We start from the raw sequence: 17,494 nt of genomic DNA on the forward strand, positions 1-17,494 counted from the left end.
ATTTTCTCCTGAAAGAGAGCGGCTTTGGCAAGCAGCAGCCGTCCGCTGCTCTGGCCTGGAGGCCGACGCAGGTCGGACCGTTCAATGCGGCACGGGGCGCGCGGCGGCGCCCCGTGCGCCAGGGCCTTACTGGCCGAGGCTCTTCTTGACGTTGTCGGTCGCGTCGGTCGAATAGACCGCCTTCCAGCCTTCGAGCAGCGTGTCACGCGTCACCGGGAGAGCCGGCAGCGCAACGAAGGCGGGAGCCTCCTTGCCGAGCAGACCGTAGCCGGCAAGCTTTGCCTCGACGACGCCGGCGTCATAGGGACGCTGCGCGCCGAGGCCCTTCACGAAGCCGTTCTGGGCCATGGAGATCGCGACATTCTCGCCGAGGTCGATCGTGGTGATGACGAGATCGTCGCGGCCGGCGTTGCGCGCCGCCGAAATCACGCCTTCGGCCGGCACGTCCCAGACCGCCCAGATGCCCTTGACGTTCGGGTTGGAGGTCAGGATCGCCGAAGCAGCCTTCTCGGCGTCGCCCGAGAAATCGGGGCCGCCAATGCCCTGCTCCGCGACGATCTTGATGTCCGGATAGTCAGCGGCGATCGTCGCCTTGAAGGCGTCGTAGCGCTGCTTGGTGACGAAGAAGTCGGCAGCGTGGAACACGACGCCGATCTCACCCTTGCCGCCGAGAGCCTTGGCCATCAGATGCGCCGAGGCGACGCCATTGCCGTAATTGTCGGCCGAGACGACGGACACATAGTCCTTGCCGGCGGCAAAGCCGGTCGGGACGTTGTCCATGAAGACCAGCTTGGTTCCGGCTGCAGCCGCTGCCTTATAGGCGGCGGCCGTCGCGGTGGGATCGGTCGGGATCGAGACGATGATATCAGGCTTCTGGGCCATGATCGTTTCGATGTCGGCGACCTGCTTCTCCGGCTTGAAGCCGGCATCGGTCACCGCGAGCACCTTGATGCCCATGTCGGCGAACTGCTTTTGCAGGCCGTTGATCTGAGCGCGCGACCAGTCATTGCCGCCGTAATGCATCACGATCGCGGCGGTCGCATGCATGTCCTTGATCTTGGCAAGCTCGTCCGGCGTCAGCACGACGCTGGAAGCCGGCGCGGGCGCCTCGCCCGAAGGACCCTTGGAAAGAACGGTCTTCTGGAGGTCGGCAAGCGCCTGGTCAGGATCGGCGAGCGCCGGCCCGGCATAAGCGAGAGCGAGCGTCAGCGCGGCGGCCGAGCCCAACAGGGTTCGTCTGGAAATCATTACTCATCCTCCCGGAAGTGGGGCTTGGCCCCGGTCGCGGCCCTCAGGCCGATTCGAGATAGCTCCTGCTGGCCTTCGCGCCCTCCAGCGGGTCGGCCCAGGAATCGAGCTCCGTGCACACCCAGCCTGCAAAGCCGATCTCGCGCAGCGCCGCGATGATCGCGTCGGTCGGGACATCGCCTCGGTCGAGGGGGGTGAACGCAAAGGGCTCCTTCTGAAAGCCCTTGAGATGCACATAGGAAATGCGCGCCGCATGCTCGCGGATCAGCGCTGCCGGATCGCCGCCGGCCGCAGCCAGATGTGCGGTATCGGGGCAGAAGTCGATGCCGGTCAGGGCGAAGATCTTCCGCACTTCCTCCGGCCCCTCGACGATGGTCGAAAGATGCGGGTGGTAATGGGCGGTCAGCCCGCGCTCCTCGGCGATTTCCTTGACGCGGTCGAGCGCTGCGGCGAGCCGCGGATAGTCCGCCTCGCGGATGCCGTCGAAGCGCTTGGCGCCGCCGCCGACCACGAGATGGGGCGCGCCCAGCTCTGCTGCCCGGTCCGCCGCGCGAATGATGCGGGCCAGCTCTTCCGGCAGGATGTCGTCGAAAATGAAATTGCCGCCGGCATAGGTCGCAACGAGCGTCAGCCCGTTATCGGCGAGAAGCGCCCGCATCTCGGCGGCGCTGAAGTCCAGAAGGTTGCCGTCGAAAAGCTCGACGCCCTCATACCCGGCCGCGGCGATATCGGCGCAGGCCCGGCGCATGTCGCCGAAGGTGCGATAGGCGAGGTTGGTGATCGAGGTAACGCCAACGGCGTCTCCGCCGAGACTTCCCCAGCAATTCGCATGATAGGCGAGCTTGAAGCTCGACATCGGCATCTCCTCCCAGTGCTTGCCTCGAACCGTGACGATGGCTTAGGCCGAGAAAAAATGGATGTCAACAATTTATAATCATATACAGCGCCACTTTTGCTGATTTACTGCATAAGTGCGGCGTTGCCAGTCGAAACGCTCGGTCTTATGAAGGAGCGAACGCGATGCGGCAGAGAGAACGAGACATGTCGACGCCCGCCCTTGCGGAAGCCGCCTCCCTGCCGCGTCGGAAGGGCCGCCCGCGCGTGTCCGAGACGGCCTCGCCGAGCCTCGTCCAAATCCTCAATCTGGTTCGGTCCGAGCAGGCCACCACGCGGCAGGAGATCGAGCGCCACAGCGAGCTCGGACGCGCGGTCGTGGCGGACCGACTCGGGACGCTCGCCGAACTCGGGCTGATCAACGAAAGCGAGCTTGGTACGGCGACCGGCGGACGCGCCCCGCGCCTCGTCCGGTTCAGCGCCGATCGCGGCAGGATCCTCGTCGCGACGCTGGACCAGACGGCGCTCGGCGTCGGGATTGCCGATCTCGATGGTGCGCTCATCATGGAGCATCACGAGGCGAGCGAACTGACCCAACCGGTATCGGCGCTCGCCGAGCGGCTGATCACGCTGTTTCGCTGGATTCTCGAACGGCAGGATAACCCGCCGCTCTACGGCATCTCGATCTCGGTTCCCGGCGCCGTGCCGGATGGCGGCGAAGCGCTCTTCCTCGGCACCACGCCTGCGGTGCTGCCCGGCTGGGAGAGCTTCCCCCTCGTCGAAACGCTGGTCGAAGCCTTCGATGCGCCGGTCTGGGTTCGATCCAGCGTCGAGACAATGACGATGGGCGAGTTGCATGCAGGCGCAGGAAGCGGCCATCGAACCATCCTGTTCGTCAAAGTCGGCAAGCGCATCGGCGCAGGCCTCGGCAGCGATAGCGCGCTGTTCCGCGGCGCGCAGGGCGCCGTCGGGCTCATCGGCTCCGTGCCGGTTTCAGGGCCCGGGGGTAACGGCACGCTGGAGGCCATGGCCGGCTCGGACCACATCGCCCAGGAAGGCAGGAGCGCCGCGGAGCGCGGGGCAAGTCCGATCCTTGCCGAGCACATGCGCCGTGGCGGCGAGATTACCGCGCTCGAAGTGGCGCAGGCAGCGCAGATCGGCGATGCGGCGGCGATCGAGATTCTCTCGCAGAGTGGCCGACTGATCGGCCAGGTGGTCGCGACGCTCGCGAACATGCTGAATCCGGCGCTCATCGTGCTTTCGGGCTCGATCGCGCAGACGAACGACATCCTGCTCGCCTCCGCGCGCGAGGCGATCTATGGCGCCTGCCATCCGCTGGTGAGCCGCGACCTGCAGGTTGTCCGCTCGCAGATGGGAAGCTCGGCGGGCCTTGTGGGCGCGGCCATCGTCGCGGTCGAAGGCGTGTTCTCGCCCTCCATACTGCGCGATTGGATCATGGCCGGCAGGCCTCAGGCGCATCCGCTTTTCCAGCGGTTCAAGGATCAGATCGCGCGGAAGAGATTGGCGGAGGACACCACCATCCGGCCACCGGACGCGTGAGGAGGAAGGGAATGGCGATCTCTGGTCTCGGCCCGCATGGAGAGCGGGCGTCGGCCCCCGAACGGGTCCTCCTGCTGCCGGAGGACATGGCGCGAGCGCGAGCGCGCGGCTTCCGCGTTGCCATTGTGCTGCACACGCTGGCGAGCGACTGGGCCAAGCAGCAGCTTTCCGGCGTGATCGGCATGTTCGGCGATTGCGGCGTCGCGGTCATCGACGTCGTCGACTGCGCCTTCACACCGGAGGTGCAGATCGAGGCGCTCGACCGGCTGATCGCCGAGGCGCCGGACGCGATTCTCTCGCTGCCCGTTGCCAATGCCAAGGTTGCCGCCGCCCATGCGCGCGTCGCAGCGGCCGGCATCAAGCTGGTGCTGCTCGACAATGTGCCGACCGGCCTGCTGCCCGGCAAGGACTACACGTCGCTCGTCTCGGCCGACAATTTCGGCCTTGGCAAAATCGCAGCCGAATGCCTGTCGCCGCATGTTCCAGAGGGCAGCGAGGTCGGCGTCCTCGGCTATGAGGCGGACTTCTTCGCGACCAACGAGCGCGAGATCGCCTTCGTGAAGTGGATGCGGATCAACCGCCCGGATGTGCGGCTGCATGTCCGGCGCTTCCCGTCGCTCGCCGATGCCGCCCGCGTCACCCGCAGCCTGTTCGACGATCACCACGACATTGCCGGTCTCTTCGTGGTCTGGGATACGCCATCGATCGCCTCCGCCGGCGTGCTGACGGCGCTCGGTCTCCAGATTCCGATGGTGACCGTCGACCTCGGCCAGGAGGCAGCCATTGGCCTCGCGGCGCACAATTCGCTGGTCGCGATCGCTGCCCAACAGCCGTTCCGGCAGGGGGAAACGGCCGCCTCGGTCACCGTCAGTACGCTGCTCGGTCGGATGACGCCGGATTGGGTTGCCCTTCCCGGCCTCGCCGTCACCGCCGAAAACGTCGTCGAGTGTTTTCAGACCGTCTGGCGCAAGCCGGCCCCCCGAGAAGTGCTGCGAATGCTGAGCCTCGTCAGTTCAACGATCGTCCGCAGCACGCCATCGTAGCCGGGCTTGCAGGTGCGAGGAATGGGAACCACAGGCAGGCTGAGCACTGTACGCTGGCGATGCAGGCTCACTAGCTCAGGTCGGCATCGAAGGAAGCTGCACCGTGGGCTCGGCAAAGACGGTTGCCTCACGCCGACGAGCGGAATGCGCCGTCGCGCGCACGGTCTCTTAAGCTGGCGCACCTCCGGCTCGATGCTGATATGAGGCACATTGGTGTCGAGATGGATGTGATGCGGCAGTAGGCCTGAACCCTCGCTGGTCCTCGCTCTTGCCGAGGGTCTTGTCGGCTGGCAGCGTCCAGTAGAGGTCGAGTGCGCGCGTGATGGTGATCGGAGGAGGCATCGCGCCGCCGAGGGTGGCCGCGGCGACCCCCAGGTCAGGCTTGCCGTTCCTGACCGGTATAGCGTCGACCCGCGCGATCAGCTCATCGGCCGGAAGCTCGGCGACCCGCTTCGCCGGCAGGAAGCGGAAGCCGCGCATCTCGGCAAGCTCGCGTGCAGCCGCGAATCGTTGCTCGGCATCCTTGCTGTCGCCAGCGAGCCGCGCCTCCCAAGCTTGGACGGCTCGTTCCTCAGCGTCAGCACCTTGCTGCGGGTGACCGTCTCGAGTCGGTGTGCAGCGGGACCCAGACGACCTTGCGTGGCTCGATCCCCTGGTAGCGGACCGGGACGCGCCGCTTCAGCTGATAGACGTCGCCCGCAGGACGAGCTGGATCTCCTTCGCCACAACGCACTCCTCGGCCAATCAGCAACGGCATGAGATTGGTCGGCAGCGAGGCTGTGTTGGTGGCGGAGGGAGCGTCCGTCGTTTCTGTCCCAGACAACGGAAGAATCATTGTATTTCAATGAGTTACGAATTGCGTGGGTAGTACTTTGTGTAGCATAATGTGTAGCGATTTCGGTACTCGGACTTGGGCGTTTGGATGTCGTTGATCGGTACGTCGCTGCTGCGCGTCGTCCGCCCGACCGGTTCTCGACATCCCGTCGAGTTCAGAGCTTGCGGCTTTGCGCCAATAGCAGACCTTGCAAAGCGCGTCTCGGAGCGTCCGGTGTGGGGCCGGTTGCGGAAGGGCGGCATTCAAGCATCGTGTCGCGAAAGCGGACATCGACCGATCGTCCAGCGGCAACGACTGGAGTTGGGGCGATCCCGGTAGTTGAACTTCCCACGGCGCAGGCAACGGCGCGCGAGGTTTCGAAGCCTGTGAGCGAACCCCAAAGCGAGCGGCACATCGAGAAGACCGCTCGCGCTCGCGAGCAAGATGACGCCGGCGGCCGCCCGGTTATCAGTCCTGCGCTCGGTCGAGCACCACACGTTCGACGTCGAGTTCGGCCGCCTTTGCGATGAAGAGGTCTAGTTCCGCGGGACTGACGGTCGCAGGCACTTCGACCCGCCGGCCATTGACGCCTACCAAGATAATCCGTGCGGCCCGCGCCTGTTCTGCAATGTCCAAAAGACCGGCCACGAGTGCGCCCAACGCCGCGCCGCCAGCGCCCACAAGCGCGATCAACAGGCTCGGATCGGCCCCGCGCTTCGCAGCGCCGCCGCGTCTGGCAAGACTTACGCCCTCGTGGAGTGCGGCTTCCAGCAGTTGTTCAATTTTGGCGCTGGAGCAAACTCTGCTTTCAACAATTATTTCACGCATCCGCATCCTCCCACGAAACTTCACGCCCGAGCGCCACAAAGGCAAATCGATCTAAGCCAATGTCCTTGCGGCTTGCCCGGCGAGCAGCCAGCAGCGCGGCCGAGACCGGCAGGCCGCGCGCAAATTCTGCGTAGAAGCGGTCCATAAACTTCGCCGTTGCATGGTCGTCGACGGCCCACAGGCTCGACACTATGCAAGCTGCCCCAGCGCGCAGGAATGCATCGCGCAACCCATAGCCGATTCCGTCAAGTTCAACCACGCCGAGCGCGGACTCGCAGGCCGAAAGCGTAACTAAAGCAACGCGTGTGAGGTTCCACGTTTCAATGTCCGAGCTTTCGAGCATTCGCTCGGAATGAAACCAGCCGTTGTTGTCGATATGCGAATTCGCACCGGAGAGCACTATTCCGCCAAAAGAAATTTTGCGATGGCGAGGCAACATTTCCGTTTCGGACATGCCGCCCAACGCGCTACCTTGATGGAACTGGCGGTCGACGCTGTAGGCGTGCGTTGCGAGGTGTAGAACGCTCACACCGCCTTCCGCAGCAGCCCTTATCGACTCTCTTGTTGGGTCGCGCAGCGGGGAAACCCGAAGGTGGCCGGCAACGCGTTCAATCTCTTGCTCTGCGCCGCCCAGAGGCTCGAACAGGCTGGTTCGGCCAGGAATGAGCACCTTGGTCGAGCGGCCGATGCCGGTAGCATCATAGTCGAATGCGCCCGCGACCATCGCGCCATGAGAATGTTCAGCATTCCGTGGACCGGCCTCATCCATCAATGGGCTAAACGGGACATACCGTATCGCGAAGCAGTCCCCTAAGGTCAGGCGAACGATATCCCCCATGGGAAGAGCTTCAAAGGACACCCGGCCGATATCGCCGGCCGGCCTGATCACGAGTCGTTCGATTCCAGCGTTCGTTACTATCCCCAGCTCCCGTGCCAATGACCCGAAGACACGTAAGCCTTTGAGTAGAAGAAAATCCTCCTTGGACCATTCCGCGACACCTATTGCTACTTTGAGCACGGGCATGATCCCGCCCGCACGGGCTTCGACTTCGCCGAGCCCGGTTAAATGCCCTCGCAGATCGGCAATTTCGCGGTCGTTTTCGTTTTTCTCGCTGAGACACTTTGTGAGTCTGATAGATGCGGGATCACCGCCTCGATAACTGACTCCGATATAGTTTGCGCGGGCAATGCCGCTGAAAGCGCGATCGCATTCGTCGATTACGACAAAATAGTCCAGGTACAGCGTGCCCTTGTCGAGATTATTGATGCGATCAATCAATATCTCTCGATGGAGCGATAAGCCATCACGAAGAAGGATCAGGCGACTATAGCTATGAATCTTTTCATGAATGTCGTCACGGAAGAACCTCTCGACATAGGTTACATACGCGCCAATAGGACACAGTGCGTTCGGATTGACGGATTTCTCGGCCCAACTTGATCGATATAACGGATTGTCAACTGCGCGCTCCACGATATCGCGAAGATTTCGTAGCGTTGATGTGTTAGGTCTGTGGCCGACTTTTATTCCAAGAGCAATTATCCTATCCGTAATTGAACGAGATTCCGCAATTTCCGCGTCAAGGCTGATAGATTCCGGAAATATTTCCTCAAGGCCGATAAGTACTTCGTGCTCGGCGGCAAAAACTTGGCCCGAGGTGCGCAACCGCGCTATGCTTGCCTGCACATTTTTCCCAGAGTGTTCACTCGTCGGAACGTTCCAAAGTTCGTTTGCCAAGAGGCGTCGAAACGTGCCGATCGTCTTACGCGTGTGGTCCGAAGCAATGCTAGGTACGTCCGGCGCGAAGACCGGGAGGTGAATACGCGCGTCGCTCAAGTCGCGTGCGGTTTCGAATTCTAGTCGCTCCAGCAACGTCCGCACATCGCCGCGGCGTTCGATCATACCGATCTCGGGATAGTCGAGGGACGTCAGCTCGCTTCCGGCAAGCGCAAGCAGATCGCGGCAAATCTCGCCCATCGTCGCAGATCCGAAGCCATCGCGGTCAGGAACCAGAATTTTGAAGTCGTTGCGGGCGCGGGCAATGGCGCCTGCCAGTCCCTCAAGCAATTCCTTGCGCTCCCGGATTGCAGCGTTCGAGCCGGCGCATTGCCGCATCACAAATATCGCAAGCCCGGCAGCCGCCAGTATGTCATTTCCGACATTATAGGCGACACCCTGGTCGTCTGTGGTCGACCAATAACTCCTCGAGGCCTTCTCAAGGCCATCAACGATTTGACGCATGACAATCGCCATTATCGCCGGCCGGTCGCCTTCGAGGCTCGGCGCGAGCGCAAGGTCCCCGAGCAGCTCCGCCGCCCGGTCTTCGTGCGACGTGTCATTGGCTGTCTCGTCGGCGACTTCTAGCTTACCGGCCGTGGGCGTCCGGTCGGTTAGCGCTTCAATGTGGGGGCTATTTTTGTCGTTCTTCCACCTCAGGCGGGAAAGCGCCGCAAACACGTCGACTGCGCTCAGGTGGGAACGCGCCGCAAACAGGCCGACTGCGGCGAAGCTAATCCCCATCGACCAGTCGCGATGTAGACCCGTGACAACCGATAATCCCCCCGCAACCAAGGATGAAAGAATGAAATAATTCGTAATCTTCATGCGGTGACCTATCTCATAGCACCACATATTGCTCATTTGAAAGAATAGAGATTCCAGAACGTCAGTGCCACGTCTTTTTTTGTGGATGCCTTGCATCTAGAATGCATGCGTTTTCGACCGATAGCCGACAGAGCTACAATCCTATCATTCGGCAACTCAAAACCGTGGCAGCTTCCGCGAGCACAAGCGCTAGGCGGCGCCATTCACCGCCGGACGACGAATCCTAACTCCCGTGATGCGATCCTGCTGCCGAAGGTCCGGGCGCCGGACGGCGGCTCTTTCCGCGGCACTGCGATACGGTGCGCCACATTGCTACGAAGTGCGGCTTCCTCGTCCCACTGGGAATTGCTGCAGCGACTGCGCCACACTTGACTACCCGATCGAGATCTTGGGGTAGGAGCCGAATTTGGTGACGACCTTGACCCATGCTGACGTTTGCAGACAGTTTGATTGAACGTCAGCTTTTGGGCCCGATGCCCCTCGTCTTGAATGTCCTAAATCGGGCCGCTTGCTGACTGGCAGCTTTTGGTGACAATTGTGAACAGCGGACGTGCACCACTCGGCATTTCCGGACGTTGATTCCTGGCATCGCTGGCTGTCGAGCCAGTGGCTGAGGGTCAGCAACGTCAAGATGAGCGAGTTCACGCCCGCGCGAAGCGCTATGATGTACCTTATAGCGAGACGACATTAGAGGCCTGACGTCCATCAGTCCGATCTCACTCCAAATTCGTTTGTTACTGTCTGTCAGTTGCGCTTTGACGGCGGGCGGCCTGGGGGGCTTAGACGGCTTTGGTTCAAAATTCTGACTTCAAGGCGATTGTGCCGAAAGGGATTGTGCACGCCGCTTCCGCAGATCATGTCCAGGCCGGGCTACCGATCCCGAAGGCCGCCCGCGTGCAGATTTTCTCGCCGGACGACTGGGAGGGGTTTACCGAGGAGTGGGCGAGTTCGCTCACGGGCTATGCCATCGTGCGGCGCTTCGCCGGGTCCGGAGACATGGGCCTCGATGTCGCCGGCTTCAACGACGCCGCGGGCTTCAGTGCGCTCTGGGACAATTATCAGTGCAAGCGCTACGATCATCCGCTGCGCCCCGCGGACATCCATGTCGAAATCGGGAAGATCATCTACTATTCGTGGCTGGGCGAATATACGGTGCCGAGAAGGCACTATTTCGCGGCGAGCAGAGGTGTCGGCACGACGGCTGCAAAGCTTCTTCTCGATCCGAAGAAACTCAGGGAAAGCGTCAGGCTGGCTTGGGAAAAGCAGTGCAGGCATCAGATCACGACGACGGCAGACGTAGCACTCACAGGCAAACTTCTCTCCTATTTCGACGCCTTCGACTTCTCGATCTTCGGCTCCAAGAGCGTGCTGGAGCTGATCGCGCAGCATGAGACGACCAAATTTCATGCGATCCGTTTCGGCGGCGGCCTCCCGCCGCGCCCGGCCCCACATTTTCCCCCAGCGGAGCCCGCCGCGCATGAGAGCCGGTATATCCGACAGCTCCTCGATGCCTATGGGGACCATCTGGGCGAACAGGTGCCGGATCTCGCCGCGCTCGCCCTGCAGCAGCCGCTGCAACGGGACTTCAGCAGGCAGCGCGAACGCTTCTACAGCGCGGAGGCGCTCAGGAATTTCTCGCGCGACACCGTGCCCGAGGGCACGTTCGACGCCCTGCAGGAGGAAATCTTCCAGGGCGTCGTCGACATATGCGAGAGTTCGCATTCTACGGGGTTCGAACGCATGAAGGCGACCGTGTCGCAAGCGGCCCAGGTCGCCTCGACATCCAACCCGCTGGCCCCAGCCACACGGGTTCAGGACCGGCAGGGCATTTGTCATCAGCTTGCGAACGAGGATCGCCTGAATTGGATGTCGCCCGATGAGTAAACGCGTGAGCCCGTTCAACAGCCCCCTGGAAACCGGCGTCCGCGCGCTGTCGATCCTGGAGGCGGCGCACCCCAACGGCTGCGACCTGCAGCGGCTGGTCGAGCTCGATTATCTCGTGGTTCATTCGGGCGATGCCGGGGGCCCGGAGAGCTTGCACGCGCCCCTGCCGATGCGGGCCGGCGAACTCCTGGTGCGCAGGGAAATTATTGAGAAGGGACTGCTGTTGATGGCGAGCCGCGGGCTGGTCGAGCGGGTGGCAAGCCCGGACGGGATTCTCTACCGCGCGGGCGAGGCTGCGGCGCCCTACATGGCTGCGTTGAGCGCGCCCTACTCGATCGAGTTGCGCGCCCGGGCAAACTGGGCCGTGCAGGCGTTCGGCCATATGAACACCGATGAAATCCGCTCCATTACCCAGCGCTTCTTCGAGAAATGGACGAGCCAGTTCCAGCCCGGGCAGCTTCCGGGACCTGCCGAGTGAGCGGCTATTTGCGCCTCGACAAACTGGGCTTTTCAGGCCCCTCTAAGCACAGCGAAATCCGCTTCTATTCGGGCGTCAACGTGATCTGTGGCGCGTCGGACACCGGCAAATCCTTCCTCGCCGAGGCAGTCGATTTCATGCTCGGCGGCTCCGAGCTCAGGGTGATCCCGGAACGGGAAGGCTACAGCGCGATCGAGCTCGGTCTATCCAGCACCGAAGGCGAATCCTGGACTTTCGAACGCGCGATCTCCGGCGGGGATTTTATCCTACGTCAGGGCGACGTGACAGAGAAGCTGCGCCAATCGCATGCCCATGAGCGCGTCGACAATGTGTCAGGATTTCTGCTCGCGAAGATCGGCCTTCTCGGAAAGCGGATCCTGAAGAGCAGCACGAAGAGCAAGACAAATAGCCTCAGCTTCCGCAACCTGGCGCGTCTGGTGATCGTGCAAGAAGGGGAAATCCAGCAGAAGGGCTCGCCTTTCTGGGGTGGGCAATTCACGCTCAAGACGGCCGAACTCGCCACGATCAAGCTGCTCCTGACCGGGATCGATGATTCCGCCGTCGTGTCAGCCGCGCCCGACGAGCCGGACCAGGCCGGCCAAATCGGCTTACTCGACGAACTGATCGCAGACCTCGTTTCGGAAATCATCGACATGGGGGAAGAGAAAGGCGAGCTGGAAGCGCAGCTCGAAAGGCTCGAGGACTCCGCGGCAGAACACAGGGACAGCGTGGCGAATGCGCAGCGGACCCTCGACGTCCAGATGGGGGAGCGCCGCGAACTGGCGAAGCAGCAGCGCAGAATCGTCGACCGTCTCGACGAGATCCGTGAGCTGCTCGCGCGCTTCGAGCTGCTTCGGGAGCATTATGGCGTCGACCGGGAGCGCCTGGGGGCCATCCAGGAAAGCGGGACGCTATTCGCTTATGTCGAGCGCGTGGTCTGCCCCTTGTGCGGAGCGGGCCCCGAGGCGCAGCATGCCGACGCCGATTGCGAGGGAAATGTCGCGACGATCGTCGAAGCCGCGACGGCCGAAATCAGCAAGATAGAGCGACTGTCGGAGGAACTCGCCTCGACGGTAACCGACCTGTTGACCGAACAAGACAGCCTCTCAGCGCTGCGGGCGACGGTCGAGCACGCCTATGCGAACGTTGACGCAGAGATCCGGCAAACCATGGCGCCCGAGGTGGAAGAGGCCCGCGCCAAATTCACCGACATCATCGAAACCCGGTCAGCGGTCCGCGGATCCCTGGCCCTGTTCGATCGGCTGGAAAAGCTCGAGGCACGCCGCGCCGATCTGGATGACGTGGCGCCCGAGCCTGCCGAAAAGGCCAAGGTTGCGGTCGGACTTTCGGAGGTGGTCGCCCACCAGTTCTCGTTGAAGGTCGAACAGCTCCTCAAAGCCTGGAATTTTCCTGGCGAATGCCGCGTCCATTACGACAAGGATGCGAGTGATTTCGTCATCGACGGCAAACCGAGAGGCAGTCGCGGCAAAGGGCTGCGCGCGATCACCCATGCCGCCGTTTCGATCGCCTTGCTCGAATATTGCCAGGAGCATGAACTGCCGCACCCGGGCTTTCTGCTGCTGGACTCCCCGCTCCTTGCCTATTTCAAGCCCGAGGGGGACGAGGACACCGCGCTGCAGGGTACGGATCTGAAGGAGCGCTTCTACAGCTACATCAAAGCGCACCATGGCGGTGAAAGCCAGGTTATCATCATCGAAAATCAGCATCCGCCGGATAGTGAGCTCAAGGGTCTCAACCTCACGGTGTTCACAGGCAACCCGGCCGAGGGACGCTTCGGGCTATTGTGAGGCAGAGTCAGGACGCAGGTCGGCAGGTTCGGCGCCCGGGTCACGGCCGAGCTCCCGCAGTGCCGCGTAGCGCGCGTCCCCAGCTGATCGTTTAGTCCGCCGAAGGAGCGTCGGCTAGGATGGTGCGCGACCTGGTTAGCGTCCCTAGAACTCGCTCTCCAACGAGCGGGTCACATAGTCGAGCATCGTACCTGCCCAATCACCAAGGACTGAATCATTGGTCCAGGAAGCGAGCGGTGCCTTGAAGCTCGTCAGATGCGGGTTCAGCGAGCCGCCCCAGGAGTTGGGATAGATGCGAAGGCGCAGCGCATCGCGGAATCGCTTCCTGCCGCCATATAGCTTGGCGAGCTTTTGGAGCGCGGGGTGCCAGGTCCACTCACCGTCCTTCTGTTCGAGGATGGGGAAGAAGGTGAGAAGGAACGCGATGCGGCCATCCGGATCGGCCGCGACCCATTCCAGCATGAGCTTGAGCGGCGTGTAGAACAGGGCGCCGGCGCCGATGCGCGAGACATCATAGGCGAAGATCTTGGTAGCAGAGGTGATAGCGTTCAGCCGCTCGCGCTCGACCCGTGTCGCGATCTCATAGAAGCCGGCGAGGACGGGCCAAACTTCCGCCGGCGCTCGCTGGATTACAATGGCGAGCGCGCCGCGTAGCGCGTCCGAAGGGCCACCGCGTCGCGGACCGGTCGTGCGGCAGGTCTGCACGACCTGCTGCGCGAAGTGGCGAGCGAAATCGGCGTCGATCCCACCGCCGGTGTCGATGATGTGCAGCATCCGATCATAGGTATAATCGGCATTGGAGGCGTTGCCCTCGGCATCGTCGGCGATCGATGGAGAGAGGATCGCGAGCTTCGCAAGGTCGATGATCTCGGGCGCGATAGCTTTCTGGCCGTGCGTGACCATCGAGAGGATCTCGAGGGCGGCCCATGCTCCTCCGTCGTTCCCGCGATCGACGAGCGCGGTGATGAACCGGGCGAGCGCGGTGTGGCCGACCTCCTCGAGTCCGCGGCCATAGGAAATCGATACGCTTTGGGCCGGCGCAATGCGGCCATCGCGAACATCGTTCGTGAAAGCGTCGAGGCGCTCGTCGGTGACACGAAGCGAGGTCACGATGTGCATGGGGTTGGCAGCGAGCACGTCCGATGTCTTCGCGACGGACTCAAGCGTGACGACGTCGTCGGGCCGATCCTGGAGCTGGCGATCGAGAGCCGACAGGAGTGAGGCCACGAAGGGGGCGCCGGCGCGCGTGCCACTCGCATCCAGCGCGGCGACTGCCTGCTCGAAAGTGTCGAGCGGGTCGGGCAGTTCGGGGGCTAGGGCTTGCGCAAAGACCTGCGGCGCGTTCATCTCTTCGGTCGCCATGAAGCGGATGGCGCGTGCAAGCTGATCCGGGCTTCTTGCGATCTCGGGCACGAGCGCCTGCACGCGGCGCGCCGAATATTCGTAGTCGGGATTCTCCTGATCCTGCGCATAGCGTTTGTCGGGATCGCGCAGGTCGGACATCCAATATCGGCTATGGAGACGGACCTGATCGACAGGGTCGGTCGGCAGGGTCATATCGAACAGCGCGCGCACGGCGAGCGAGAAGTTTGTCGGCTCCTCGGGCCGATCGAAATAGAGCCAGTCGCCGATGCCATGGGTGGCGCCGAACCAATGACCCGAGGCATCTACCACCTCTTTGACGAAGATTTCGAGGGTAGGCAGGAGTTCGGGCGAGAGAAGATTGCGGATGTCGCCCGCGACATGCTCCTCGATCACGGGGCGCAGTTCAATGTCCTTGCGCCAAAGATCGAGCAGCCGCCGAAGCGCCCAGTCGAAATAAGCGTTGATCGTGCCGTGGTCGTCGGGCGCCCATTCCGGATGAAAGGCTTCGGCGCCGATCTGCTCGAACTCTTCTGACCGGGAGATATGGGTCTGGATCATCGCTCCGAGTGCTTCGACACCGACGCGGCGGATGCGCGGATCGTCCTCTTCGAGTGCCTCTTCCAGGGCGGCACGCCGACGGCGGTCGTCGGCCTGTGTACCGGCGAGCGCGACTTGGAAGAGCTGGCGCAACAGCCGCATGATCGGTTGTGAGCTCTCTTTGGGGGCAACGGCGGCGAGCCGCAACACGATCTGCGCGGCGGGGCTGAAGCTGTCTTGGCGCGAGGCGAGGAGACGCAGCGCGTCGACGAGTTCGTCGGTGACGGCGATGGCCTCGACATCGGCAAGCGGGACACGGACGATCGCCCAATAGAGGGCTGTTCCTGTTCGATCGGGTTCGACATGGACGAAAGCCGTGAGATAGGGCGCGACGTTGGGATGCACGATGTTCGCATCGGCGAACGAGCCGCGCAGCAGGATACGGATCACTTCGCTGAGCGTGCGAGACCGCGCGAGGAAGCGCCAACGCGCGAGCATAGCGTTTCGGTGCGGCGGCTGCGCGCTGCTGAGGAATCCGATAAGCGTTGAGGGACGGAGGTAATCGAGGCGGCGCAGCGCGAGGAAGTCGGCGATCGGACGGGGCTGCGCGGTCATCGTCCCATGACTGCGTTCTACGAGGTGCTGCCGGGAAGCGATGACGAGATTCTCGTACATCAGCTCGCCATTCATATGGACGAGCGTCTCGGCGAGGTCATCGAAGGCGTCCGGATTGTCATCCGGCGATAGGCTGTCGAAGAGCGAGAGGCATTCGAGAGCCCGGACCGTCTCGCGCTCGGCGCCGGCCGCATCCAGAATCTGCTGCGCAACGTCGTCAACCGACTTAAGGATCGCGTTCTTCTCGTAGCTCTCGGTCGCGAGCACTGCGATGCGGGGAAAGCCGTCGCAGAGGTCGGCGATATAGTCGAGTTCGTCTGCCTTGGCCTTGGTGAGCTTGTTCTTGAGGATGCCCCTGATCGTCGCCCCATCAGCCTTGGTGGGCCGGATCATGACGCAATGATCGTCATGGTCGAGACCCTCGGCGCCGACCGTGATGACGCGAAGCTGGCTATCCTCGGTATGGGCGAGCGCGTTTAGCTCGCGAGCCTTGTCGAGCGGGCATCCATCCACAACAAGAACCGCGGCCGAGCCCTCCTTCACGATCTGGTTCGCGACGTCCCAGAGGCGCTCCCTGACCTGGCCGAAATCGCAGAAGATGAAGTTAGCGGAGGCAAGGCCCCCGAGCAGACCTGTGCTGGTGCTAAGCGCATGATAGAGCGCGCGGGTCTTGCCGATACCCGAGGCGCCCCAGATGCGAGCGGAAGCGCCGGGCTCTTCCAGCTCGGCCACGAGGCGCGCGGCGAGCTGGGAGAACTCGATCGCGTTGGCCTCGTAGGGGCCGAGCGAGAATTTGCGGTCGGGGCTGTCGATGAACGGCGGCGCGGCGATGTCGGCGCGCTTCCCCCAATGATCGAGAGTCGAAAAGCCGGCGAGGTCGATCGTAGCGTGCCGCTGCTTGATCCAGACCGCGACGCCGGGGTGCGCGCTGGCCCACGCAGCGAGCTTGTTCCCCTCATAGACATCGACCGCGGTGAGATTGGCGGGGTTACCGCCGGCGGTCGTGATGCCCTTCTTGATCGCGTTGATGCGGTCGGCCGGCTTGTTACCGACGAGCGCCTTGGCAGTGATGCCAATATAGCTGCCGCCGCGCGCGAGCACGTCACGCACAGCATGATTGAGAATCTTGACCGGGACGGTCTTCTTTTGGGTCGGTTTGGTCCAGACCTCCTGTTCCCACTGGGCGTTGCCCGTGTCCTTCGCCTTGCATTGAAAGATCATGTCGCGGCCGGGTAAATAATCGGTCGAGGCCTCGCCGCCCGTCCAGATGATGCTGGCATCCTGGCCCCCATCGGCGACGGTGATCTGGAGAGGAACATGGACCCCGCGCAGCGGAACGCCGGCCTTGCGGGCTTCGGCGTAGAGGAGACGTCGCAGCAGCTCGACAAGTTCGTCGCCAGTAAAGTCCTTGATCTCGTCGGGATGGACCGTGAACATGCCGTCTTCCTAGCGCGGCCGCGTCGTCGGCGAACGACAGGATGATCCACGACCGAAGGTTAAGATATCGAACAGCGTCGCTTGTAGGTCGACCTCGAACTCACAGGTTCCTACACTCCAGCGCTCAGAAGCTGTCGGTCGGCTAGATCCTCGATTTCAGACGTTCGGGACGGCGCGGCGTCGGCATCGAACGAACGGCGGCTTTAGGGTCGCGGCGGAGATGCCTGTACGTCCATAATGAGGGCGCGAAGCGGCCGTTCGCAGCTGCTCGTCGGATGGCTGCTTTGGGTCAGAAGCAGCGCTGCAGCCGATGCGTTCCTCTGCGGGTGATTGGCGCCATTCCGATGCGGCTGCAGTTACCGGTCCGCCCGCCGCACGACGGCGGGCGGGCCGCAGCGAACCGGCGCGGGCGCAGCAGGCCGCCCCCCCCCCCCCCCC

At 62.9% G+C, this 17,494-nt stretch carries 10 protein-coding genes; 5 read left to right on the forward strand and 5 right to left on the reverse strand.

Annotation, left to right across the window (positions count from 1 at the left end):
* Positions 1-126 precede the first annotated feature (126 nt).
* Positions 127-1,248, reverse strand: a complete 1,122-nt coding sequence (locus tag LB518_RS21915; RefSeq protein ID WP_224579948.1) for a substrate-binding domain-containing protein — start codon at positions 1,246-1,248, stop codon at positions 127-129.
* Between the two features lie 43 nt (positions 1,249-1,291).
* On the reverse strand, positions 1,292-2,104 hold the full coding sequence (locus LB518_RS21920; protein WP_224579949.1) for a sugar phosphate isomerase/epimerase family protein: 813 nt from the start codon (positions 2,102-2,104) through the stop codon (positions 1,292-1,294).
* A gap of 185 nt (positions 2,105-2,289) precedes the next feature.
* Here LB518_RS21920 and LB518_RS21925 point away from each other — a divergent pair, with 185 nt between their 5' ends.
* Both LB518_RS21925 and LB518_RS21930 read left to right on the forward strand, forming a co-directional pair.
* Positions 2,290-3,642 (forward strand): ROK family protein, encoded by a 1,353-nt coding sequence (locus tag LB518_RS21925; RefSeq protein WP_224579950.1) that lies wholly within the window; start codon positions 2,290-2,292, stop codon positions 3,640-3,642.
* An 11-nt stretch (positions 3,643-3,653) separates the two neighbouring features.
* Positions 3,654-4,685 carry a substrate-binding domain-containing protein gene (locus tag LB518_RS21930; protein WP_224579951.1) on the forward strand — a complete coding sequence of 344 codons (1,032 nt, stop codon included), beginning with the start codon at positions 3,654-3,656 and terminating at the stop codon, positions 4,683-4,685.
* A gap of 1,282 nt (positions 4,686-5,967) precedes the next feature.
* Here LB518_RS21930 and LB518_RS21935 read toward each other — a convergent pair.
* Both LB518_RS21935 and LB518_RS21940 read right to left on the reverse strand, forming a co-directional pair.
* Positions 5,968-6,327, reverse strand: a complete 360-nt coding sequence (locus LB518_RS21935; protein ID WP_224579952.1) for a hypothetical protein — start codon at positions 6,325-6,327, stop codon at positions 5,968-5,970.
* Positions 6,320-9,028, reverse strand: coding sequence for a CHAT domain-containing protein (locus tag LB518_RS21940; protein ID WP_224579953.1), 2,709 nt, complete (start codon positions 9,026-9,028; stop codon positions 6,320-6,322). Before LB518_RS21940 ends, LB518_RS21935 begins: the two co-directional genes overlap by 8 nt.
* A 798-nt stretch (positions 9,029-9,826) precedes the next feature.
* On the opposite strand from LB518_RS21940, the gene LB518_RS21945 reads away from it, so the two are divergent.
* The 3 genes from LB518_RS21945 to LB518_RS21955 are packed head-to-tail and all read left to right on the forward strand — an operon-like array spanning position 9,827 to position 13,102.
* Entirely contained in the window at positions 9,827-10,816 is a 990-nt protein-coding gene (locus LB518_RS21945; protein WP_224579954.1) for an ABC-three component system protein, read from the forward strand.
* Positions 10,809-11,294: an ABC-three component system middle component 2 gene (locus LB518_RS21950; protein WP_224579955.1), complete on the forward strand. Its 486-nt coding sequence runs from the start codon at positions 10,809-10,811 to the stop codon at positions 11,292-11,294. The genes LB518_RS21945 and LB518_RS21950 overlap by 8 nt, the downstream gene beginning before the upstream one ends.
* Positions 11,291-13,102 (forward strand): ATP-binding protein, encoded by a 1,812-nt coding sequence (locus LB518_RS21955; protein ID WP_224579956.1) that lies wholly within the window; start codon positions 11,291-11,293, stop codon positions 13,100-13,102. The genes LB518_RS21950 and LB518_RS21955 overlap by 4 nt, the downstream gene beginning before the upstream one ends.
* A 144-nt stretch (positions 13,103-13,246) precedes the next feature.
* On the opposite strand, the gene LB518_RS21960 is transcribed toward LB518_RS21955, so the two are convergent.
* Complete coding sequence (locus LB518_RS21960; protein WP_224579957.1) at positions 13,247-17,056, reverse strand: hypothetical protein; 3,810 nt, start codon at positions 17,054-17,056, stop codon at positions 13,247-13,249.
* Positions 17,057-17,494: the final 438 nt, after the last annotated feature.

The organism is Mesorhizobium sp. BR1-1-16 (assembly GCF_020165495.1).
Lineage (GTDB): Bacteria > Pseudomonadota > Alphaproteobacteria > Rhizobiales > Kaistiaceae > Kaistia.

Coding starts and splice junctions, on each gene's coding strand:
- LB518_RS21930 (WP_224579951.1), top strand. CDS start 3,654: ATGGCGATCTCTGGTCTCGGCCCGCATGGAGAGCGGGCGTCGGCCCCC.
- LB518_RS21920 (WP_224579949.1), bottom strand. CDS start 2,104: ATGTCGAGCTTCAAGCTCGCCTATCATGCGAATTGCTGGGGAAGTCTC.
- LB518_RS21950 (WP_224579955.1), top strand. CDS start 10,809: ATGAGTAAACGCGTGAGCCCGTTCAACAGCCCCCTGGAAACCGGCGTC.
- LB518_RS21960 (WP_224579957.1), bottom strand. CDS start 17,056: ATGTTCACGGTCCATCCCGACGAGATCAAGGACTTTACTGGCGACGAA.
- LB518_RS21935 (WP_224579952.1), bottom strand. CDS start 6,327: ATGCGTGAAATAATTGTTGAAAGCAGAGTTTGCTCCAGCGCCAAAATT.
- LB518_RS21925 (WP_224579950.1), top strand. CDS start 2,290: ATGTCGACGCCCGCCCTTGCGGAAGCCGCCTCCCTGCCGCGTCGGAAG.
- LB518_RS21940 (WP_224579953.1), bottom strand. CDS start 9,028: ATGCAAGGCATCCACAAAAAAAGACGTGGCACTGACGTTCTGGAATCT.
- LB518_RS21915 (WP_224579948.1), bottom strand. CDS start 1,248: ATGATTTCCAGACGAACCCTGTTGGGCTCGGCCGCCGCGCTGACGCTC.